The organism is Streptomyces sp. QH1-20, assembly GCF_041283565.1.
Classification (GTDB): domain Bacteria; phylum Actinomycetota; class Actinomycetes; order Streptomycetales; family Streptomycetaceae; genus Streptomyces; species Streptomyces syringius.
This window is the reverse complement of the sequence record NZ_CP166299.1, coordinates 134936-157063: the sequence shown is the minus strand read 5'-3', so window position 1 is coordinate 157063 and position 22128 is coordinate 134936. Positions and strand designations below refer to the sequence as shown.

18 protein-coding genes and 2 pseudogenes are annotated in these 22128 nt (G+C 70.5%); 12 read left to right on the top strand and 8 right to left on the bottom strand.

Annotated elements, in window-relative coordinates; genetic code table 11:
* Positions 1-44: 44 nt before the first annotated feature.
* The 7 genes from AB8O64_RS00755 to AB8O64_RS00725 form a co-directional block, all read right to left on the bottom strand.
* Positions 45-1430, bottom strand: a complete 1386-nt coding sequence (locus AB8O64_RS00755) for an aldehyde dehydrogenase (protein WP_370417189.1) — start codon at positions 1428-1430, stop codon at positions 45-47.
* Positions 1427-2431 carry a proline racemase family protein gene (locus tag AB8O64_RS00750; RefSeq protein ID WP_370417187.1) on the bottom strand — a complete coding sequence of 335 codons (1005 nt, stop codon included), beginning with the start codon at positions 2429-2431 and terminating at the stop codon, positions 1427-1429. Before AB8O64_RS00750 ends, AB8O64_RS00755 begins: the two co-directional genes overlap by 4 nt.
* A gap of 50 nt (positions 2432-2481) precedes the next feature.
* On the bottom strand, positions 2482-3390 hold the full coding sequence (locus AB8O64_RS00745; protein ID WP_370417185.1) for a dihydrodipicolinate synthase family protein: 909 nt from the start codon (positions 3388-3390) through the stop codon (positions 2482-2484).
* Positions 3391-3458: 68 nt separating this feature from the next.
* On the bottom strand, positions 3459-4922 hold the full coding sequence (locus AB8O64_RS00740; protein WP_370417183.1) for an NAD(P)/FAD-dependent oxidoreductase: 1464 nt from the start codon (positions 4920-4922) through the stop codon (positions 3459-3461).
* Positions 4903-5217, bottom strand: a complete 315-nt coding sequence (locus tag AB8O64_RS00735) for a (2Fe-2S)-binding protein (RefSeq protein WP_370417181.1) — start codon at positions 5215-5217, stop codon at positions 4903-4905. The genes AB8O64_RS00740 and AB8O64_RS00735 overlap by 20 nt, the downstream gene beginning before the upstream one ends.
* 47 nt (positions 5218-5264) lie before the next feature.
* A complete protein-coding gene (locus tag AB8O64_RS00730) occupies positions 5265-6413 on the bottom strand; it encodes an NAD(P)/FAD-dependent oxidoreductase (protein WP_370417179.1) in 1149 nt (382 codons plus the stop codon).
* Positions 6414-6471: 58 nt separating this feature from the next.
* Positions 6472-7842 (bottom strand): aminopeptidase P family protein, encoded by a 1371-nt coding sequence (locus tag AB8O64_RS00725; protein ID WP_370417178.1) that lies wholly within the window; start codon positions 7840-7842, stop codon positions 6472-6474.
* Between the two features lie 129 nt (positions 7843-7971).
* On the opposite strand from AB8O64_RS00725, the gene AB8O64_RS00720 reads away from it, so the two are divergent.
* The 7 genes from AB8O64_RS00720 (at position 7972) to AB8O64_RS00690 (ending at position 16112) form a co-directional block, all read left to right on the top strand.
* Complete coding sequence (locus AB8O64_RS00720) at positions 7972-9717, top strand: ABC transporter substrate-binding protein (protein ID WP_370417176.1); 1746 nt, start codon at positions 7972-7974, stop codon at positions 9715-9717.
* A 14-nt stretch (positions 9718-9731) separates the two neighbouring features.
* The gene (locus AB8O64_RS00715; protein WP_370417174.1) at positions 9732-10667 is read left to right on the top strand and encodes an ABC transporter permease; all 936 of its coding nucleotides are present in this window, start codon (positions 9732-9734) and stop codon (positions 10665-10667) included.
* Positions 10664-11650, top strand: coding sequence for an ABC transporter permease (locus AB8O64_RS00710; RefSeq protein WP_370417172.1), 987 nt, complete (start codon positions 10664-10666; stop codon positions 11648-11650). The genes AB8O64_RS00715 and AB8O64_RS00710 overlap by 4 nt, the downstream gene beginning before the upstream one ends.
* Positions 11650-12672, top strand: a complete 1023-nt coding sequence (locus AB8O64_RS00705) for an ABC transporter ATP-binding protein (protein WP_370417171.1) — start codon at positions 11650-11652, stop codon at positions 12670-12672. Before AB8O64_RS00710 ends, AB8O64_RS00705 begins: the two co-directional genes overlap by 1 nt.
* Positions 12669-13649 carry an ABC transporter ATP-binding protein gene (locus AB8O64_RS00700; RefSeq protein WP_370417170.1) on the top strand — a complete coding sequence of 327 codons (981 nt, stop codon included), beginning with the start codon at positions 12669-12671 and terminating at the stop codon, positions 13647-13649. The genes AB8O64_RS00705 and AB8O64_RS00700 overlap by 4 nt, the downstream gene beginning before the upstream one ends.
* 979 nt (positions 13650-14628) lie before the next feature.
* A complete protein-coding gene (locus AB8O64_RS00695; protein WP_370417169.1) occupies positions 14629-15210 on the top strand; it encodes a TetR/AcrR family transcriptional regulator in 582 nt (193 codons plus the stop codon).
* A gap of 32 nt (positions 15211-15242) precedes the next feature.
* Entirely contained in the window at positions 15243-16112 is an 870-nt protein-coding gene (locus AB8O64_RS00690) for an SDR family oxidoreductase (protein WP_370417167.1), read from the top strand.
* Between the two features lie 32 nt (positions 16113-16144).
* Here AB8O64_RS00690 and AB8O64_RS00685 read toward each other — a convergent pair whose 3' ends face one another.
* Complete coding sequence (locus AB8O64_RS00685; protein WP_370417165.1) at positions 16145-16636, bottom strand: DinB family protein; 492 nt, start codon at positions 16634-16636, stop codon at positions 16145-16147.
* A 960-nt stretch (positions 16637-17596) separates the two neighbouring features.
* On the opposite strand from AB8O64_RS00685, the gene AB8O64_RS00680 reads away from it, so the two are divergent.
* From AB8O64_RS00680 to AB8O64_RS00660, 5 genes and pseudogenes are all read left to right on the top strand, one after another.
* A complete protein-coding gene (locus AB8O64_RS00680) occupies positions 17597-18211 on the top strand; it encodes a carbonic anhydrase (RefSeq protein WP_370417163.1) in 615 nt (204 codons plus the stop codon).
* Positions 18212-18246: 35 nt separating this feature from the next.
* Positions 18247-19731 carry a SulP family inorganic anion transporter gene (locus AB8O64_RS00675; RefSeq protein WP_370417161.1) on the top strand — a complete coding sequence of 495 codons (1485 nt, stop codon included), beginning with the start codon at positions 18247-18249 and terminating at the stop codon, positions 19729-19731.
* A gap of 235 nt (positions 19732-19966) precedes the next feature.
* Positions 19967-20203, top strand: a pseudogene (locus AB8O64_RS00670) (TerC family protein); the annotation flags it as partial.
* Positions 20204-20791: 588 nt separating this feature from the next.
* Positions 20792-21478 (top strand): annotated as a pseudogene (locus AB8O64_RS00665) (cytochrome P450); the annotation flags it as partial.
* A 78-nt stretch (positions 21479-21556) separates the two neighbouring features.
* Complete coding sequence (locus AB8O64_RS00660) at positions 21557-22084, top strand: DinB family protein (RefSeq protein WP_370417159.1); 528 nt, start codon at positions 21557-21559, stop codon at positions 22082-22084.
* Positions 22085-22128 lie beyond the last annotated feature (44 nt).

Here is a 22128-nt window from a genome sequence, read left to right as displayed (position 1 = left end):
TGCCCCGATGGACTGGACCACCAGCGTACAATGTCACATTGCGATCAGGGTGCCAGGGTGTAAGTCCGGCTCGATGTGTAGAACTCCATTGCGGCGTGCCCCTGTTCACGCTGTCCGTGCCCCGAGGCCTTGGCGCCGCCGAAGGGCAGATGGAAGTCGACGCCGGTGGACGGGGCGTTGACGCGGACCATACCCGTGTCGAGCCGGTCGAGACCGTGCAGAGCCGTACCGAGGTCGGCGGTGTGCACGGAGGTGACCAGGCCGTACGGGACGGAGTTGCTGATCCGGACGGCGTCCGCCAGATCGTCCGCCGGCAGCAGGGCCGCGATCGGCCCGAAGACCTCCTCGCCGAGCAGCCGGTGGCCCTGCGGCACCTTCTCCACCAGCGTCGGGGCGGCGTACCAACCGGGCCCGTCGCAGGTGGCGCCCGTGGCGAGGACGGAGACATCGCCCCGGGCCGCACTGACCCGGTCGCGCGCCCACGCCGAGATGAGCGGTCCGCACACCGTGGCCGCATCGGCCGGGTCGCCGACGGGGAGCGTACGCACCGCCTCGGCCAGCGCCTCGCGCAGCGGTTCCAGGGCCGCGCCGACGGCGATCACCCGGCTGGTGGCGGTGCACTTCTGCCCCGCGTAGCCGGCGATGGCCGAGGCGATATGGGCCGCGGCCCGCTCGATGTCGGCGTCGGGCAGCACGATCGCCGCGTTGAGCCCGCCCATCTCGGCCTGGACCGGGATGCCCCGGGCGGTGGCCGCACGGACCACCGCGGTGCCTACGGCCGTCGAACCGGTGAACGAGACGACGTCGGCGGTGGACAGCAGGGCGCCACCCTCGGTCGGACCGCCGGGCACGACCGTGAACACCCCGCCCGGCAGGGCCTGTCGAGCGATCTCGGCGAGGCGGAGGGCGCAGGCCGTGGCCTCGGGCGCGGGCTTGAGGACGACGGTGTTGCCTGCCGCCAGAGCGGGCGCGGCCTTCCAGCTGGGAATGGCGAAGGGGAAGTTCCAGGGGGTGATCAGGCCCGCCACGCCGTGCGGCCGTCGGCGGGTCAGCAGGAGCCCGGGGCCGGTGGCCGTCTCGTGGACGGCGCCGGTGGGCTCGTAGGGGGCTTGGGCGTAGTACCGCCAGATCGCGACGGTGCGGGCCACCTCGGCCCGTGCCTCGGCGATCGGCTTGCCCACCTCCCGCACGGCGAGGTCGGCCAGCTCCTCGGCGGCGGCCTCGACCGCCCCGGCGATCGCCGAGAGGGCCGAGGAGCGCGCTGCGGCCCCGCCGTGCAGCCAGCCGGCCTGGGCGGCACGCGCCCGGTCCGTGGCATCGGCGGTGGCGAAGGCGCCGGGCGCGGTGAACTCGGCGACGATGTCCGAGGGGGCGGCCGGATTGCGGGAGACGAAGGAGGTCATGTCGTCCGGTGTCTGCTGGGCGGTCATAGGAGGAAGCCTCCGGGGAAGGGGTCGTCCGGGTCGAGGAAGTACTGGGCCGTGCCGGTGATCCAGGCGCGGCCGGTGATGGTCGGTACGACCGCGGGCAGCCCGCCGACCTCCGTCTGTGCCACCAGGCGACCGGTGAACTCCGTACCGATGAAGGATTCGTTGACGAAGTCACGGTCGAGCGGCAGAGCCCCGCGGGCGTGCAGCTGGGCCATCCGGGCCGACGTTCCGGTGCCGCAGGGAGAACGGTCGAACCAGCCCGGGTGAATGGCCATGGCGTGCCGCGAGCGGTACGCGTCGGAGCCGGGCGCGGCGAGGTAGACGTGCTTGAGACCGTTGATCTCCGGGCGCTCGGGGTGGACGGGCCGGTCCGGGGAGGCGTTGACGGCGTCCATGACGGCGAGCCCGGCGGCGAGGAGTTCGTCCTTGCGGTCCCGGTCGAAGGGCAGGCCCAGCGCCTCGAGCTCGACGAAGGCGTAGAAGTTGCCCCCGAAGGCGAGGTCGTACGTCACCGTCCCGTAGCCGGGTACGGCCACCTTCCGGTCCAGACCGACGCAGAAGGCGGGCACGTTGGTGAGCGTGGCGGACTTCGCCGCGCCGTCCTCGACCCGCACCTCGACCGTGATCAGTCCGGCCGGCGCGTCCAGCCGTACGGTGGTGACGGGCTCGGTGACCGGCACCATCCCGGTCTCGACGAGCACGGTGGCGACTCCGATGGTGCCGTGTCCGCACATCGGCAGCAGCCCGGACACCTCGATGAAGAGCACCCCGTAGTCGGCATCGGGTCGCGTGGCCGGCTGGAGGATCGCGCCGCTCATGGCGGCGTGACCACGGGGTTCGTACATCAGGAGGGTACGGAGGTGGTCCAGGTGCTCGATGAAGTGGATCCGGCGCTCGGCCATGGTGGTGCCGGGTATCACCCCGACGCCGCCGGTGATGACGCGGGTGGGCATGCCCTCGGTGTGCGAGTCGACGGCATGGAAGACATGACGGGTACGCACGAGCGTCCTTTCGGCAGGGGGCCTTTCGGCGGTCGGCGGCGGGTCGGTCGTCAGCGGTGACCGTCGGCGACGGCCTTCTCGGTGGCGGCGCGGACCTGCGCCTCGGTCTCCCCGCTGAGCGGGAAGCGCGGGGGCCGGGTGGGCCCGCCGTGGCGGCCGACGATGTCCATCGAGAGCTTGATGGACTGCACGAACTCGGTCTTGGAGTCCCAGCGCAGCAGCGGGTGCAGCGACCTGTAGAGCGGCAGCGCCGTCTCCAGGTCTCCGGCGACGGCGGCGTGGTAGAGCTCGGCGCAGGTGGTGGGGAAGGCGTTGGGGTAGCCGGCGATCCAGCCGACGGCCCCGGCGGTGGCGAGCTCGAGCAGGACGTCGTCCGCGCCGATGAGCAGGTCGAGTTCCGGGGCGAGTTCGGATATCTCGTAGGCACGCCGCACGTCGCCGCTGAACTCCTTGACCGCCACGATGCTGCCCTCCCGGTGCAGCCCGGCGAGGAGGGCGGGGGTCAGGTCGGTCTTGGTGTCGATGGGGTTGTTGTACGCCACGACCGGTACCCCTGCCGCCGCGACCTCGGCGTAGTGCGCGCGTACGGCGTGCTCGTCGGCGCGGTAGGCGTTCGGCGGCAGCAGCAGGACGGAACCGCAGCCAGCTTCGGCGGCCTGGTCGGCCCAGCGGCGCGCCTCGGCGCTGCCGTAGGCGGCGACGCCGGGCATCACCCGGGCGCCGTCGCCCGCCGCCTCGACCGCGGTGCGGACCACGCGGGCCCGCTCCTCGGCGGTGAGGGTCTGGTACTCGCCGAGGGAACCGTTGGGGACGACGCCGTCGCAGCCGCTGTCCAGGAGCCACCGGACGTGATCGGCGTAGGCGTCGTAATCGACGGAGAGATCCTCGCGCAGCGGGAGCGCGGTGGCGACCATGATGCCGCGCCAGGGGCGGTCGGTGTTCCAGGAGGTGGCGGTCATGCCGGTAACCCTTCTGATGGGAGACGTTTCATGTCACGCGGAGGCAGTCGAAAACGGTGTGGCAAGGGTCAGCCGGTGCCCTCTTCGGTGGACGGCGGGTCGTCGAGCGCGGCCAGCACCCCGAGGGGAACGGGCACGGCGAGCGGCCTGCGCTCGGCCGACGGCGGTACGGTCCCCTGCGCCGTACCCCCGGCGGCGAGGCAGGCCACGGCCGTCGCGCACATCCTGCCCTGGCACCAGCCCATGCCCGCGCGGGTGAGGAGCTTGACGGTGCGCGCGTCGTGGGCACCGAAGCAGGTGACCGCTTCGTGGATCCTTCCCGCGGTCACCTCTTCGCATCGGCAGACGTCCGTGTCGTCGGTGAGCCAGTCGCTCCAGCCGGCTGCGGGGGAGTGGGCGGCGGCCATGGCGTCGGCGAAGGCGCGCATGCGGACGCGGCGGCGGCGCAGCTTCCGCACACGGCCGCTGCCGGTGAGCTCCGGCTCGCCGCGCAGTCGGGCGGCCACGGCGATGCCCGCCAACTCACCTTCGGTGCGGGCCAGTTGCCAGCCACCGATCCCACCGGTCTCCCCGGCGGCCCACAGGCCCGCGACCGAGGTCTCCTGGAGATCGTCCAGGGCGAGGGCGTACGTTCCGTCCGGTGTGCGGCGCATCGCGCAGCCGAGCCCGGTGACGAGCTCGGTCTGGGGTATCAGCCCGTGCCCCACGGCCAGCGCGTCGCAGGCGATCCGGCGGCCCGTCCCCGGCACCGGCCGCCAGTGGCGGTCGAGGCGGGAGACCGTGACGGCTTCCACCCGGTCGGTGCCGTGCACCTCGGTGACCGCGCTGCGGGTCCGCAGGGCGACCCGGTGACGCAGCAGTGCCGAGCCGTGCACGGCGGCTTCGAGGAGCTTGTGCGGGTTGGTGGCCAGGGCCCGCGGATGCCGGGCGTAGCCGAGATAGCCGGAGGCCTCGACGACGACGGGGACGTCCGCGCCCGCCCCCGCGAGCGAGGAGGCGACGGCGAGCAGCAGCGGTCCGCTGCCCGCGACGACGATCCGTGCGCCGGGCAGGACGAGCCCCGACTTGAGCATCGCCTGGGCGCCTCCGGCACCCACGACGCCGGGCAGTGTCCAGCCGGGAAAGGGCAGCTGCCGCTCAACGGCACCGGTCGCGAGCAGGACCGCGCGGGCCCGCACGCGGACCGGGCGGTCGCCGTCGCCGTCGGCTCCGGTCAGGGCGTGCGCGCTCCACAGGCCGTCGCTCTCCCACGTCACGCTCCAGACGTGGTGGAACGTGAGGTGGTCGATGCCGTCGGTCTCCAGGCCACGGCGCAGTCGGGTGAAGGCGGACCAGTCGTGGTGCAGGGCCTGTGGCCGCCGGGCGCCCGCGGCCGGGGCGGGGTGGCGGAAGTACTGGCCGCCGGGTTGCCCGGAGGAGTCCAGGAGCGCGACGGACAGGCCGAGGCGGGCAGCGGCCCCGGCACCCGCGAGACCGGCCGCCCCCGCACCGATCACCGCGAGGTCGTACGGCTCAGACGCTGAGCTCGGCATGGCCGTGTCCTTCCTGGGTGGTGATCGCGTCGCCGGGCCGGGCGGGCACCAGGCAGGCCCTTCGGTTGGGTTCCCCGTTGACGGTGGCGAGGCAGTCGTAGCACTGTCCGATGCCGCAGAACGCCCCGCGCGGGCGGTTGCCTTCGCGCGTGGTGCGCCAGGCGAGGATGCCGGCCCCCCACAGCGCGGCGGCGATGGACTGACCGGGCAGGGCGGTGAGCGTACGGCCGTCGAAGGTGATCTCGAACGGCGGACCGGGCTCCGCCCTGACCAGACCGGCGGGGGTACGGGCCACTGCGGGCCTCCTCTCGGGACGGGACGGGAACAGAAGGGAACAGGGGGTCAGGCGGCGGACGCGAACCGGCCCGGAAGGAACGGTCGTATGTCCATCGGCGGTCGCTCGCCCGTCATCAGCCGGGCGACGATCAGGCCGGTGGCGGGGGCCAGGCCGATCCCCGCGCCTTCGTGGCCGCAGGCGTGCAGCAGCCCGGGCACGCCGGGGTCGGCTCCGATCGCGGGCAGATGGTCGGGCAGGTACGGACGGAACCCCGCGTAGGTCCGTATCGCCCGCGCCTTCGCCAGCACCGGGAACAGGGCGGTGGCCCCCTCGGCGAGGCGTCGGAGCACCTCCACCGACAGGCTGCGGTCGAAGCCGACCCGTTCACGGCTGGCGCCGATCAGGACCGGTCCCGCCGGGGTGCCCTCGACCACGGCCGAGGTCTGCAGGGCCGCCGATCCGCTCGCCACATCGGCGACGTAGTCCGCCGCGTACACCTTGTGCCGCACGACGCGCGGCAGCGGTTCGGTGACGAGTACGAAGCCCCGGCGCGGCAGGACGGGCAGGAACGAGTCGGCGAGCCGGGCCAGTTCGCCGCCCCACGTGCCGGCCGCGTTCACCACGTACGGCGCGTGCACGTCACCGGCCGGCGTCCGGACGCCCCGCACCTCACCGCCCGGGCCGGTGAGGATCGCGGTGACCTCCTCGCCGGTACGGACGCGGGCGCCCGAGGCGCGCAGCAGGTGGGCGGCGGCGAGGGCGGGCTGGACCTGGGCGTCCTGGGGGTAGTGGAAGCCGCCCGCGAGGGCGGGGGAGAGGTGTGGTTCCAGCTCGCGCAGCAGGGCGGCCGGGACCTCGTCCGCCTGGACGCCCGCCTTCGACTGCGCCGCGGCGAAGTCCCGCAACGCGGCCGTCGCCGGGGCGTCGGAGGCGACGACCAGGCCGCCCTTCGCCTCGAACTCGATGCGCACCGGCAGCTCTTCGGACAGCTCCCGCCACAAGCGTGTGGAGAGCAGGGCCAGCTCGAGTTCGGGGCCGGGCGCCTTGTCGGAGACCAGCAGGTTGCCTTCACCGGCCCCCGTGGTCCCGCCCGCGACGGGACCACGGTCGATCACGGTGACGGAGAGGCCGGAGCGGGCGGCGTAGTAGGCGCAGGCGGCGCCGACCACGCCCGCTCCGACGACGATGACGTCCGAGGAGTTTCTGGTGGGCACGGCAGTAATATTTCACATTGCACTACCGCTGCCAAGGGTCGTCCTCGGATAACTCTTCTCAGCCTTCCAACAGTTCGCCCATCCACGACTCGATCGCGTCCGGGGTCCGGGGCAGCGCCCCGGACATCAGCCGCGCCCCGTCGGGGGTGATCACCAGATCGTCCTCGATGCGCACCCCGATCCCGCGCAGCGCGGCCGGCAGCGTCTCGTCGTCGCTCTGAAGGTAGAGCCCGGGTTCGACGGTGAGCACCTGCCCCTCCTCCAGGACGCCGTCGAGGTAGGTGTCCGCTCTCGCCTGGGCGCAGTCGTGGACGTCGAGACCGAGCATGTGCCCGCTGCTGCACAGGGTGTAGCGGCGGTGGAGGTCGCCTGCGGCGCTGCGCAGCACGCCCCACTCGGCGAGACCCTCCGCGATCACCCGCATGCCGGCCCGGTGGAAGTCGCGGAAGCTCGCCCCCGGCTTGAGCGCGGCGATGCCCGCCTCCTGGGCGGCGAGGACGAGCTCGTAGACCTGGCGCTGCACGGGTGAGAAGCGCCCGGACAGCGGCAGGGTGCGGGTGATGTCGGCGGTGTAGAGGGTGTCGGTCTCCACGCCGGCGTCCAGGAGCAGCAGTTCGCTCGGGTCCAGCCGCCCGTCGTTGCGTATCCAGTGCAGCACGCACGCGTGTGCGCCCGAGGCGGCGATGGTCTCGTAGCCGGTGCCGTTGCCCTCCGTGCGGGCGCGCAGGGCGAAGACGCCCTCGATCCACCGCTCGCCGCGCGGGTGGGCCAGCGCGCGGGGCAGCGCCCGCACGACGTCCGTGAAGCCGGCGGCGGTGTGGTCCACGGCCAGTTGCAGCTGTTCGACCTCCCATGCGTCCTTGATCAGCCGCAGCTCGCTCAGGGCGGTGGCGAGCTCGGGATCGCGGGAGGCGTCGCGCCCGGGCGGCAGTTGGGCGTAGGTGTCCTGGTGGGCGCAGCGGATGCCGGTCATGCGCTCCGCCTCGGCGAGGTCGGGGCGCGGGCCGACCCAGAACTCGCCGTAGCGCCGGTCGCGGTAGAACTCCGCGCCGTCACGCGGGGAGCGCGGCCGCACATAGAGCACCGGCTCGTGCCGGTGCGGGCCGTCCGGTTCCAGGACGAGCACATGACCGGCTTGCTCCTCGCCGGTCAGGCCGGTCAGCCACGCATAGCCGCTGTGCGGACGGAAGCGGTAATCGCAGTCATTGGAGCGGACCTTCAGTTCTCCCGCGGGCACGATCAGCCGCTCGCCCGGAAAGAGGGCGGAAAGCCTCTCCCGGCGTACGGCGGTGAGGTCCGCCACGGGCAGCCGGATGTCACCGGGCAGCGGGCTCGCCGCCCATCCGTCGGCCATGAAGGCCGCCAACTCCGGTGAAACGGGCAGGTCGTGACTTACCGTGCGGGGTGCGGTGACCGCTGGTTCGTTCATGGGGACTCCTCCTCGGACACAGGTGGATAACGGCGAGGCTGACACCTTGTCAGTGCAATTTCACATTACTATGTTACGGGTCACATTTCAGTCTCCCCGACTGTTCGACTGTTCACGGAGTGACCACTGATGAACAAGCGCACCCGTACTGTCCTCGCCGCCCTACTGGCGGCCCCCCTCGCACTCGCCGCGGCCGGATGTTCCGGCGGGAAGCAGGCGGGAGGCGACGGCAGGAACGGCGGCAAGAACCCCGCCGGCGAAGGCTCCGTGATCGGCGGTGCCCCGCAGAAGGGCGGCACGCTCACCGTGCTGTCCAACCAGGACTTCACCCACCTCGACCCGGCCCGCAACTGGGTCATGAACGACATGGACTTCGGGACCCGGCTGCTCTACCGGACCCTGGTGACGTACAAGGCGGCCCCCGGGACACAGGGCAATCAACTGGTCCCCGATCTGGCCACCGACCTGGGCACCCCGTCCAACGGAGCCAGGACGTGGACGTTCCACCTCAAGCGGGGGGTGACGTACGAGGACGGCTCACCCGTCACCGCGCGGGACGTCAAATACAACGTCGAACGGTCCTTCTCCCCGGATCTTCCCGGCGGCGCCGACTACGCGGCCCGCTACCTCGCCGGCGCCGAGGGCTACCAGGGCCCCGCCCAGGGCAAACACCTGGACTCCATCAAGACCCCGGACGATCACACCATCGTCTTCGAGCTGAACAAGCCCTTCGCGGAGTTCCCCAATGCCACGGTGATGCCGACCTTCGCGCCCGTACCGCAGGGCCAGGACAAGGGCCCGCGCTACGACAACCGGCCCTTCTCCTCGGGGCCCTACAAGATCGAGTCCTACGACCGGGGCAAGAAGCTCGTCCTGGTACGCAACGACAAGTGGGACCCGAAGACCGACGAGGTGCGCAAGGCGTACCCGGACAAGCTGGTCGTCGTCATGGGGCTCAAGGCCAACCAGATCGACGACCGGCTCATAGCGAGCCAGGGCGCCGACGCCTCCGCCGTCTCCTGGGGCGCCCTGCGGCCGGAGAGCGCCGCGAAGGTGCTGCCCAGGGCCGAGGTGAGAAAGCGGCTCCTGGCCGAATCCACCAACTGCACCGACATGGTCCAGATGCACACCGGCCGCGCCCCCTTCAACGAGGTGAAGATACGTCAGGCGGTGCAGTACGCCCTCGACCGGGGCGCCGTCCTGACCTCCTCCGGCGGCCCCGCCTTCAACGACCTGTCGACCGCGTACATGCCGGCCGCGCTCTTCGGCGGCAAACAGCCCGACACCCTGAAGATCCCCGCCACGGGCGACACGGCGAAGGCGAAACAACTGCTGAAGGAGGCCGGAAAGCCGGACGGCCTCTCCACCAAGATCACGGTCTCGTCGGGTGACAAGGGCCGGGCGGAGGCCATCCAGCAGTCCCTGGCCCGGGCCGGCATCAAGGTCACCATCGAGACGGTCGACCCGTCCGCGTTCTACGCCACCATCGGCGACACCAAGAACCGCACCGACATGGTGTACACCGGCTGGTGCCCCGACTACCCCTCCGGCTCCACCTTCCTGCCCTTCGTCTTCGACGCCCGCTTCATCAAGGAGAAGGGCAACTCCGGCAACCACTCGCTCTTCCGCGACGACGCGACCATGAAGCAGATGGACCGCATCGCGGCCCTGACGGACGCCACGGAGGCCGGCCGGGCCTGGCAGCGGCTGGACGGCGAGATCCTCGCCAAGGCCCCGACCGTGCCGGTGCTGATCCGGCGGTGGCCGCTCGTCCTCGGCACCAACATCGCCGGCGCCTACGGGCACACGTCCTTCGGCGGCCAGATCGACTACGCCACGGTCGGCCTCAAGGACCCCGCCAAGAGCCAGGGCTGAGGACCGGTACCCCCATGACCACCACCACACCCCCCGCCGCCGACGTCCCCTCGGGCAGCGGCCCCTGGCGGCTCGCCCGCGCCGAACTGGGCCGTCGCCCCTCCGTACGGATCTCGCTCCTCGTCGTCGCGCTCTTCCTGCTCATGGCCGCGGGCGCCCCGCTGCTGAGCTCCCTCGCCGGCTGGACACCCGAGGAGTTCGACAAGAGCGCCGTCGACCCCTATCTCGGCGGCCAGCCCCTCGGCCCGCTCGGCGGCATCTCCGCCGACCACTGGCTCGGCGTGGAACCCGTCACCGGCCGCGACCTCTTCGCCCGGGTCGTCCACGGAGCCCAGGTATCGCTCCTGATCGCCCTGACCGCCACGGCGATCGTCGTCGTCGCCGGTACGGCGGCCGGCATCGCGGCGGGCTACTTCGGCGGCCGCACCGACACCGTCCTCTCCCGGCTGATGGACCTCACCATGTCCTTCCCTTCCCTCATCTTCATGATCGCGACGATGTCGGTGGCGAAGGACGTCAACCGGATCGTGCTGATGACCGCCGTCATCGGGCTGTTCGGCTGGCCCGGCATCGCCCGTGTCGTCCGCGGCCAGACCCTCTCCCTCAAGCACCGCGAGTACGTCGACGCCGCCCGCGTCAGCGGCTCGGGGCCCTGGCGCATCCTCACCCGCGACATCCTCCCCGGCGTCCTCGGGCCCGTCATCGCCTACACCACCCTCATCATCCCCGGCATGATCGCCACCGAGGCGGCCCTGAGCTACCTGGGCGTCGGCGTCCGGCCGCCCACCCCCTCCTGGGGGCAGATGATCGCCGAGAGCGTCGCCTTCTACGACACCGACCCCATGTACTTCGTCATCCCGAGCACCTGCCTGTTCCTGACCGTGCTCGCCTTCACCCTGCTCGGCGACGCGCTGCGCGACGTCCTCGACCCCAGGAGCGGCCGCGCATGATCCTCTACATCGGCCGCCGGCTCCTCGCCGTCATCGGGGTGCTCATCGCCATCGCCGCCGTCACCTTCACCATCTTCTACGTGCTGCCCTCCGACCCCGCGGCCGCCGCCTGCGGCAAGTCGTGCAGCGCGGAACGACTGACCGCGATCCGCGCCCACATGGGCCTCGACCAGCCGCTGTGGCGGCAGTTCGCGGACTTCGTCACCGGCATCTTCACCGGCCGGACCGTGGGCAGCGGCCAGTACGCCCTGCACTGCGACTTCCCCTGCCTCGGCTACTCGTACGAGAACTCCCAGGCTGTCTGGGACCTGCTCATGGACCGCCTGCCGGTCTCGGCGTCCCTCGCCCTGGGGGCGGCCGTGCTCTGGCTGCTGCTCGGCCTCACGGCCGGGGTCACCGCGGCGCTGCACAAGGACTCCCTCACCGACCGCGCCCTGATGGTCGGCGCCGTCGCCGCCGCCTCCCTGCCGGTCTACTTCACCTCGATGATGCTCATCTACGGCCTCATCCGGGTGGCCGGACTGCTGCCCTACCCGAGTTACGTCCCCTTCGGCCACGACCCGCTGGACTGGGCGTCGAACCTGCTCCTGCCCTGGCTGGCGCTGGCCGTGCTGTACGCCGCGATGTACGCGCGCCAGAGCCGCAACTCGATGATCGAGACCATGGCGGAGCCCTACATCCGCACCGCCCGCGCCAAGGGCCTGCCGCGCCGCACCGTCGTCGTCAAACACGGCCTGCGGGCGGGCATGACCCCGATCCTCACCCTCTTCGGCATGGACCTCGGCGGCCTGCTCGCCGGTGCGGTCATCACCGAGTCCATCTTCGGGCTCCCGGGCATCGGACGGCTCTTCTACGGCGCGCTGTCCACCGGCGACCAGCCCGTCATCCTCGGCGTCACTCTGCTGGCCGCCACCTTCATCGTCGTCGCCAACCTGGCCGTCGACCTGCTCTACGCCGTCGTCGACCCGCGAGTGAGGTACTGATGACCGCCGAACAGCCACCCCTGCTCCACGTGCGGGACCTCACCGTCACCTTCCCCACGAAGCACGGCCCCGCACGCGTCGTGGACTCCCTCGCCCTGACGGTGCACCGCGGCCGGACCCTGGGCATCGTCGGCGAATCCGGCTCCGGCAAGTCCGTCACCTCCATGGCGGTCATGGGCCTGCACACCGACGCCGAGGTCACCGGCTCCATCACTCTCGACGGCCGGGAACTCGTCGGCCTCCCCGAACGCGAGCTGCGCCGACTGCGCGGCCGCCGGATGGCGATGATCTTCCAGGACCCGCTCTCCAGCCTCCACCCCTACTACACGGTCGGCGAGCAGATCGCCGAACACCACCGGGTCCACTTCGGCTCCCGCCGCGCGGCGGCCCGCAGACGGGCCGTCGAGATGCTCGGCGAGGTCGGCATCCCGGAGCCCGCGCGCCGGGCGGGGGAGTACCCGCACCAGTTCTCCGGCGGCATGCGCCAACGCGTCATGATCGCCATGGCGCTCGCCTGTGAACCCGAGCTGCTCATCGCCGACGAGCCGACCACCGCCCTCGACGTCACCGTCCAGGCCCAGATCCTGGAGCTGATCGCCCGCCTGCAGGAGGAGCGCGGACTCGCCGTCGTCATGATCACGCACGATCTGGGCGTCGTCGCCCGCGTCGCCCAGGACGTGCTGGTGATGTACGGCGGCCGGGCAGCCGAACAGGCCCCGGTGGACGCCCTGTTCGCCGAACCGGCCCACCCCTACACCCGTGGCCTGCTCGACTCCCTGCCCCGCCTCGACGACGGCGACGACCAGCCGCTGCGAGCCATTCCGGGCAGCCCGCCCTCCCTGCTCACGCCCACCCCCGGGTGTGCCTTCGCGCCGCGCTGTCCGCGCGCGGCGGCCGCCCCGCCGGCCGACCGCGCCCGCTGCACGGAGACCAGGCCCGAGCTCAGCCCCTCCCACGGCCACCTGGTCGCCTGCCACCTGTCCCTGCACACCACTGCCCACCCGTGCGGAGGCACCCGATGACCGCGCCCGCCGAACCCCTGCTCTCCGTCCGGGACGTGACCATGACCTTCCCCGGCAAGCGGGGCCGTTCGGCTCCCGTACGGGCCGTCGACGGCGTCTCCTTCGACGTGGCGGCGGGCGAGACCCTGGGGCTCGTCGGCGAGTCCGGCTGCGGAAAGTCCACCACCGGCCGCATGATCGTGCGGCTCCTGGAACCGACCGCCGGGTCGATCACCTACGACGGCCGCGACATCAGCCGGCTGCGGCAGCGCGAACTCAAACCGCTCCGCCGGGACCTGCAGATGGTTTTCCAGGACCCGCACTCCTCCCTCAACCCGCGCCAGACCGTGGCCCGGATCATCGCCGACCCGCTGCTGGTACAGGGACGTCCGGCCACGGAGGCACGCGAACGGGCGGCGGAGCTGATGGCACTCGTGGGCCTCATCCCCGAGCACATCGACCGCTACCCGCACGAGTTCTCCGGCGGGCAGGCGCAGCGCATCGGCATCGCCCGCTCCCTCGCCACCGGCCCCCGCCTGATCGTCGCCGACGAGCCGGTCTCGGCCCTCGACGTCTCCGTACAGGCCCAGATCGTCAACCTGATGGAACGGCTGCAGCGGGAGCTCGGGCTCGCCTACCTCTTCATCGCCCACGACTTGTCGGTGGTGAAGCGCGTCTGCGACCGGGTGGCCGTGATGTACCTGGGGCGGATCGTCGAAATCGGCGACAAGGAACGGGTGTACGCGGCGCCGGCCCATCCCTACACGCGGGCCCTGCTCTCCGCCGTCCCACTGCCCGACCCGGCCGCCGAACGCGCGCGGGAGCGGATCACCCTCCTCGGCGACCCGCCGAGCCCGGCCGCACCCCCGCCCGGCTGCACCTTTCATCCCCGCTGCCCCAAGGCGCGGGAAATCTGCCGGAGCGAGGCCCCGCTCTTGCGGATCGCGGTGCCGGGGGAGGCGCGGGAGGTGGCCTGCCACTTCCCCGAGGAACCCTGAGCGCCCGGGGCCCGCCTCACGCCCAGGACCCAAGGGGCCCTGGGCGTGACCGGTGTTCAGGGGATCATGCCTGGGTGACGCGGACGATTTCGCTGTGCCGACCGGAGCTCAGGACATCGATGCGAACGCCGGCGGCGGAGCCGGTGAAACGACCGGTCCGCCCGGTAGGGGGCGTCGTCCAGCGGCCGTCGGCCGCTCGCGGCTCGGTCACGCGAAGCGTCGGAAGCGTCGGACACGTCTTGGAGGCCATCCGTCAAGGGCGTGTTGATCAGCTGCCCCTGACCGGCGCTTTCGATCGGGCCGACCTTCACCGGGGAGCCGGAGCCGTCCGTGACGGGCAACGTGGCGGCGCCCGGGTGCGGCACTTGGCAACCTTGACGCTCTCTTTGGAGCCGGCCCCGGCGGCCGTGCCCTGCCCGGCGGAGCTCTCTCCGGCGGAGCTCTGCCCAGGGGGTCCTGACCGGCGGAGCCCTTTCCGCCGCCCTGATCCGAACCGCCCGAGCCCGAACCGCCGCCCGAAGGAGACGCGGAGGAGGCGGACGACGGGCTGCTCTGACCCGTGCCGCCGTCGTCGTTCTGGCAGGCCGTGAGCGAAAGGCCTGCGGCCATGGCCAGGGCGGATAAGGTGAGCTTGTGAGCGCGCATTGCTTCTGCCTCAATATCGGTTGGGGTTGGGGGGTGCCGACCGCTCGGTTCGAGTTGGTACGAGCGAACGCTTCTGATCACCAGGATGAACCTGACCCGGTGAAGGGTTCCGCCCAACCGCTGGCTCATACATGTCGGTTACATACACAGCTATGGGCGACGCCACGGCTGACTCTGAGCGCCCCCAACCGATCTCAGCGCCCCACTACGGTTCCACCTTCGTCCCCGAAGCCGGACTGAAGCAGGGCAGCGGACGGCACAAAAATGGGTCACCAACGCCCCATAAAGAGGCGCTCCTTGCCATGTGCGGGGAGCTGACCGTTACGGTCGGGTCATGGTCAGCAGCAGACATGAGTCGGGGGTCCGCGGCCGTACGCGGCAGGCGATCCTCGGCGCTGCGGCGTCCGTCCTGTCCCGTCGGCCTCATGCCACGTTGGCGGAGATCGCGGCAGCGGCGGACGTCGGGCGCAGCACCCTCCAGCGGTACTACCCGGACCGGGAGGTGCTCGTTTCGGCGGTCGTCGAGCACTCCCTTCAGCGGCTCGACGAGTCGTTGAAGGAGGCTCGTATCGATCAGGGCCCGCCCTTGCAGGCGTTGCGTCGGCTGGTGGTCGCGATGCTCGACGTGGGCGATTACGTGTTGTTCCTGTACGGCGATGCGCGGATCACCCAGTGTGTGGCCGCGCGGGGCGGCCCCGATCCGGCGGGCGAGGAGATCGGGCGGCTGATCAGGCGGGGGCAGGCCGAGGGGCTGCTGTACGCGGAGGTGAGCGGCGACTGGATGGAGCATGTGCTGTGGGCCCACGTCTCCGCGGGCTGTATGGCGGTCAGCGGGGGGACGTTGCCGCGCCACGGCGCCTCCGCATGGGTCATCCGCACGCTGGAGAACGGCATCGGGGCCCGCACGGCATGTTGACGGATGTGACGAGACGAGACGAAAGGTGATCCATGACGATCCTGGTGACGGGAGCGACCGGCAATGTCGGGCGGAACATCGTGCGGGAACTCGTGGAAGGAGGGCATGCCGTGCGGGCCCTGACCCGCCGGGCGCGCACCGGGGTGTTCCCGGATGAAGTGGTGGTCCACGAGGGCGATCTCACCCGTCCGGAGACGCTGAAGGGCGCCCTGGAGGGTGTCGACGCGCTCTTCCTCTTCCCGGTGGCGGCGACCGCCGAGGAGGTGGTCCGCATGGCGAAGTCAGCGGGCCTGCACCGCATCGTGGTGCTGTCCTCCGGCGCGGTCACCACCGGATACGACACCGACTTCCACCTGCCGGTGGAGCGGGCGGTCGAGGCGTCGGGGCTGGAGTGGACACATGTGCGCCCCGGTGAGTTCGCCATGAACAAGCTGGCCCTGTGGGGGCCGCCCATCCGCGCGGAGCGCGTGGTGCGAGACCCGGCCCCGGACGCCGCGTGGTTCCCGGTACATGAGCAGGACATCGCCGATGCGGCGGTGGCCGCTCTGACCGAGGAGGGCCACGCCGGGCAGGCGTACACCCTCAACGGGCCTGAACTCCTCACCCACCGACGCCAGGTGGAACTCATCGCCGAAGCGATGCAGGAGGAGATCCGCTTCGAGGTGGTGACCCCGCAGGAGGCGCGCGAGATCTATCTCGCACAGGGCGGCTTCGCGGCCCAGAGCGCCGACTTCCTCCTCGGGTTCGAGGACTACAGCGGCAATGATGCGGACGCCTCACAGGTCGAGGCATACGATCCCTCGTCCATCGGCCCGATGCCGACGGCGGAAACCGTTACGGGACGGCCCGCCCGCACCTTCGCGCAGTGGGCCCGGGACCACGCCGAGGAGTTCCGCTCCTGACGAGCCCACGGAGCCCCAACCCCGGGGCGCGCTCAAGCCGGGCGGGTGGCGTCGGTCTGCTCGCGCAGGATGTCGCTGTGGCCGGCGTGGCGGGCGAATTCCTGGATCATGAGCAGGTAGATCCATCGCAGGCTGACGGTGCCGAAGGCAGGGTGCTGACGGGTGACATCGAGGTCGAAATCCGCGGCGATCGTTCGTGCGCGGTTGCTGGCGCGCTCGAATTCAGCGATCACGTCGGCCACCGACTCGTCGTCACTGACCACGAAACTGGCCTCACCCACCATCGGGCCGTCGCACTCGGAGTCCGGCAGCCCTGCCAGGATGCGCTGGAACCAGTTCCGTTCAGCGAACGCGGCATGTTTGACCAGACCGATCGACGTCGTCATGGACGGGACGAGTCGGCGGCGGGCCTCTGATTCAGACAGTCCGCGCACCGTGTCGATCAACTCGGCCCGAGTGTGGTCGAGCATGTATTCGAGCAGCTGACGCTCGGAGCCGTCGGTGGTGCGAGTCGGGTTGTTCATGGTGCGCACGTCCTTTCGTGGACAGCGTTGGGGTTCACGGATTTGATCGATCGGAGTGTCGATGCTGCCGGCCGAACGCCGTGTCGAGGCGATGCTGCCAGCTTCGGTGTGGGGCGGATCGGCGGGCGCGCTCGGCCAGGTGGGACCTCATCAGCCGGCCAAGCGGATCCCCCGCGTAGAGGCCCTCATCGTATGTCGCCGATGGCGCGTCCTCGCAAAGGATGCCACTGACAGCGACCGCTGGTCTCGGTGATGTCCGTTGCCGCGGGGCTTACCGGACCGGTCTTTCGCTGGATTGGGCATCGGCAATGACGGCCATTCGCCGGGGGAGCCGAGTGTGCCGACTTCTTCACCCTTCCACGGGGTGACCTCAGCCCACGGTATTCGGCAGCCTCTCGTACAGGTCCGGACATGCATTCCCGTAAGCCGCTGAACATGGCCTACCCTCCACCGCATTGATTCGGCGTACCGGAAACAGCAGCAACACCATGAGGTCCACGCCACGACACCACCGCTGACTTGAACCTGGGCTCCTGGCAGGGCTCCCCGCGCCCCGGCCGCCTCCGGTCACAGCCTGCGAGCGTACGACTGCGCGGGACGGCAGTGGTTCGCGGTTCCCGCTCGGCAGGGTGAAAAGCGTCCGGAAAGCCGTTCGCTGAGGATTCAACAAAAAGCTCACCGGAGCACCTACTTCCAGATGGTGCACGGTACTTGGTTGTACCACTCCGGGTACAAGTAACGTTTAATGTCCGAGTTTTGACGAAGGGTAAAGGACTTCACGTAGCGGTAATGCATGGGTAAAGTAATGGGCTCCGGCGGTCGAGCAGAATTGGCCGCAGACGGCTGGCGCCCGCGCGATGACGCCGTGCACCACCATGACCGCTCGACATGCTCTTCGAGTTGACCCGACCACGCGCCGCACCCGGCGACACGCTGCGGTGCCCCACGAGGCAGGCCACCATGCAATCAATCATCGACAACGCCCGTTCCTTCGCCACCACCCTCGTTGCCGATCCCGAGCGCGCCGAGCGCCTCAGGGCTCTGGAGGCCGGACAGTCCCCGGAAGTCCTCTTCATCTCCTGCGCGGACTCCCGCGTCATCCCCGCGCTCATCACCGGCGCGGACCCCGGCCAGCTCTTCGAGCTGCGCACCGCGGGCAACATCGTGCCCGACTACCACAGCGCCCGCCCCACAGGTGAGGCCGCGACCATCGAGTACGCGGTCAGCGTGCTGGGCGTCCGCGACATCGTCGTCTGCGGGCACTCGCACTGCGGCGCCGTCGGCGCCGTCGTGCGGGGCGACGACCTCTCCTCCGTGCCGGCCGTACGGGGCTGGCTGGAGCACTCCCTGCCCCACAACGCACCCGCCCGCACGGTGAACAGCGCCTCACCCGACATGGCGGAAGCCGTCCAGCGTCACGCCATCGCCCAGTTGGACACACTGCGCACCTACCCCTGCATCCGAGAGCAGATCGACCGGGGTCAGCTGGCGCTGCACGCCTGGTACTACGAGGTCCATACCGGCGTTGTCAGCGCACAACGGCCCGACGGCGTCCTGCCGTTCCCGCCCCTGTGACCCGCCCGGAAGAAACACACAAGGGACTCTCACCCATGCTCTCCAACCTCAGGAAGCCAGGCGTCCTGCGCCAGGACGTACTCGCCTCGCTCGTCGTCTTTCTCGTGGCTCTGCCGTTGTGCGTCGGCGTGGCCGTGGCCTCCGGCGTACCGGCCGAACTCGGTCTGATCACCGGAATCGTCGGCGGCCTCGTGGTGGGCGCGATGCCCGGCAGCGTCATGCAGGTCAGCGGCCCGGCCGCCGGCCTGACGGTGCTCGTCTTCGAGGCCGTGCGGGAATTCGGGCTCGGTGCACTCGGCGTCATCGTGCTGGGCACCGGCCTGCTCCAGCTCGCCCTTGGATTCGCGCGGTTCGGCCGCTGGTTCCGCGCGATCTCCGTGTCGGTCGTGCACGGCATGCTCGCCGGCATCGGACTCATCCTGATCTTCGGTCAGCTCTACACGATGGCCGGGGTCAAACAGCCGCGCGGCGGTCTGGACAAGATCGCGGGCGTCCCCGGGCTGATCGCGGATGTCGTGACCAACCGCGACGCGCTGACCGCCTTCGCGGTCGGCCTGTCCACCATCGCTGTGCTCGTCCTGTGGAAGAAGCTCCCGGCCAAGGCCCAGCTCGTCCCCGCGCCGCTCGCGGCGGTCGCGCTGGCCACGGCGGTGACCGCGGTGGCGGGCTTGAACATCGCCAACGTCGAGGTGAAGGGCCTTTCCGGTGCTATCCAGCCGCCGGGCCTGAGCGACTTCTCCTCACTCGGCAGCATCGGCCTGATCGGCACCATCGTTGTCTTCACGCTCATCGCTTCGGCGGAGACGCTGTTCAGTGCCGCCGCGGTCGACCGGATGCACGACGGCCCCAGCACCCACTACGACAAGGAGCTGGTGGCCCAGGGGGTGGGCAACACCGTGTGCGGCCTCCTCGGCGCCCTGCCGATGACCGCCGTCATCGTCCGCAGCTCCGCCAACGTCCAGGCAGGTGCGAAGACCCAGCTCTCCCGCATCCTCCACGGCGCATGGCTCCTGGTGTTCGTCGTGGCGCTCCCGGCCGCCATCGGCCTCATCCCGCTGGCTGCGCTGGCGGGCGTACTCGTCCACGCCGGCTGCAAACTCATCCCCGCCCAGCAGTTCCGGCCGCTGTGGCGCGAGCACCGCGGCGAACTCGCCATTCTCGCGATCACCGCCGTTGGGATCGTGGTGACCAGCATGTTCGAGGGAGTGATGATCGGCATCCTCCTCGCGGTCGTGAAGTCGGCCTGGACAACCTCCAAGGTCAACACGCACATCACCGAACTCACCGACGGCAGGATCCGGGTGCGGCTCACCGGCAGCGCGACCTTCCTGCGGCTGCCCCACATCCTGGACTCACTGGAGGCCCTGCCCCAGGACCGCCCCATCGAGCTCGATCTCTCCGAGCTGCGGCACCTGGACCACGCCTGTCACACAGCATTGGAGGGATGGGCGGCGCGCCACAACGGACAGGGAACGGAAGCGGTGCGGGTCAGGCACCCGGAAGTGGTGACTGCAGCATGATCGGCGAGGCCCACGACGTGCCCCCCTGCATGCTGACGAGACCGCATGCACCGCTTCTGGCTTGATACGCGAGCTTTCCTCCGGCGCCCCGGGCAATGCGCTCACATGGTGCAGCAGGCGCACCGCGGTCGACGTCGCCGGGGCCGATAGCTCTCCAGATGCGGTCACCTTCTCCGACCGGCCGGCAATCGCTGGCCGGTCGGAGATGCGAGGGGCCGGGATCCCGGGCGTCACGCTCGCCGGCTTCCTGGACCGCTTCCACTACCTGAGCAAGGGCCTGGCGATCATCTTCGCCTTCATCGGCGTCAAGCTCATCCTCCAGGCCTCCCACAAAACGATCAGCCCCAGGATCCCGGAAATCCCCTCGCCCATCAGCCTCGCGGTCATCGTCGTCGTCCTGGCCGCATCCGTTGGCCTCTCCATGTTCCGACTACCGGGATCTGTGGTGAAAGATGAGCAAAGTCCAGCATGAGACCGGTCCTCAGGGAGAGCTTCTCTGCCCGGTCTGCAAGCAGCCCGTGACCAGGACGATCAAGAGGCGGCACAAGACCCTGGGCGTCTTCGTACCTGTCTGGGCCCCCAGCCGCTGCCACAACGCCGACTGCCCCGCATACCTGGAAGACCCGGCACCGTCCCGGGAAGACGACCGACCCCAGAACCGCTGATTCCTGTTCCTTAACCTCAATGCCCGATCTGGGGTTCGGCCGGTTGGTAGCCAGGGGCAGAGCTTTGCGCTGTATGGGGGATAGGGCCGATCCGCCTCCAGCTGGGACCGCACCCCCTGGTCATGGTGTACGAACCGGCCCTCGTCCGGCACGTGCTCCTCAACCCCCGCACCTTCGACAAGTACGGCCCGATGTGGCAGCGCGTCCGCGAGGTAGCCGGAAACGGGCTGGCCAGCTGCCCCCATGCAGAACACAAACGACTGCGGACCCTGGTCCAGCCCTCCTTCCACCCCCCGTCGCCAATCTGTTCCGCACGGACATGCCCGAAGCGGTCCGCGCGGCCGTCGCCGCCTACCTGAACACCCTCATCAAGGCGGGAGCGGGACCGAGAACACCGGCGAAGAGCGGCAGACTTGTTGGACGCCCTGCTCGACAGCGGATCGCCCTCATCTCACGTCGATCCGCCGGGCTCAGAGCCGGGGCTGAGCGACGAGGAAGTCACCGACCAGGTCGTCACCTTCTATGGTGCCGGCGTCGAGAGCACCACCTACATCCTCACCTGGGCCTTGGCCCTGATCGCGGCTCACCCCGATGTGGAGGCCCGAGTCCACGACGAGGTCGACCGCGTCCTCGCGGACGGCGCTGGCGCCCATGAGCACCTCGATGACCTGCCCTACCTGGGCCAGGTCATCACCGAGACCCTGCGGCTGTATTCCGCGGGCTGGTTCCTCACGCGCACCACCACGCACAGCACCGAACTCGCTGGTGTACAGCTGCCTGCCGGTACCCTCATCGGCTTCAGCACGTACGCCATCCATCGCAAGGACGCATGCTTCCCTGACCCCGAACGCTTTGACCCCGGCCGCAAGGACGCACTGGCCATCAACCCTGACGTCCCGAACAAGTCAAGGCGGTCTGTGACAGGGCCCGCCACCGCAGCTCAGACGCCGGTCGTGGTCTTGGCCCAGGCGGTGTGGGGGCTGGTGCGGCTCAGGCGACGGGTGGAAGGTCTGCTGCGAGCCAAGGGGCGGGGGAGGGGCAAGCCCTCCCGGGCGCCCTGCACGACCTGGTCACCGGCCTAAAGCGTTCTGGCCCGACGGACTGACCCTGGTCGCACATCGAGGACACCCCACGGCCTATATGCCCCCTACGGTCTGTTCATGACCACTTCGTCGCACAACCCGACCCCACTTCTTCGAGGCGAGCGCGGTGAGCTTCTGCATGCGCTTTCGGAGCAGCGGGAGTTGCTGCTGATCACGGTCCGCGGTATCACCGACGCACAGGCCGCCCAGCGCACGACCGCGAGCGACCTGACCCTGGGCGGAATCATCAAGCACATCACCCGCGGTGAGCACGTGTGGATGCAGATCATGGTCAAGGGGGACGGTGAGCTGCCAGAGGGCATGCTGGACATGGGGCAGTACGACATGGCCGATGACGAGACGCTCACCGGGCTGCTGAATCAGTACGCAGCCGCGGCGCGGACGACTGACCAGGCGGTGGCCGACCTGCGGGACCTGGACCGAAGAGTGCCCCTCCCCAGTACGCCGTGGTCCCCGCCGGAGACGGTCCACTGGTCGGCGCGCCGGATCCTGCTGCACCTGATCCGAGAGACCGCCCAGCATGCAGGGCACGCGGACATCATCCGGGAATCACTCGACGGAGCCAGCACCACCGCTCAACGGTGATCGCTCCAAGGGGTTCTGGCGCGGGGAAGCCGCAGGTCCGGCGG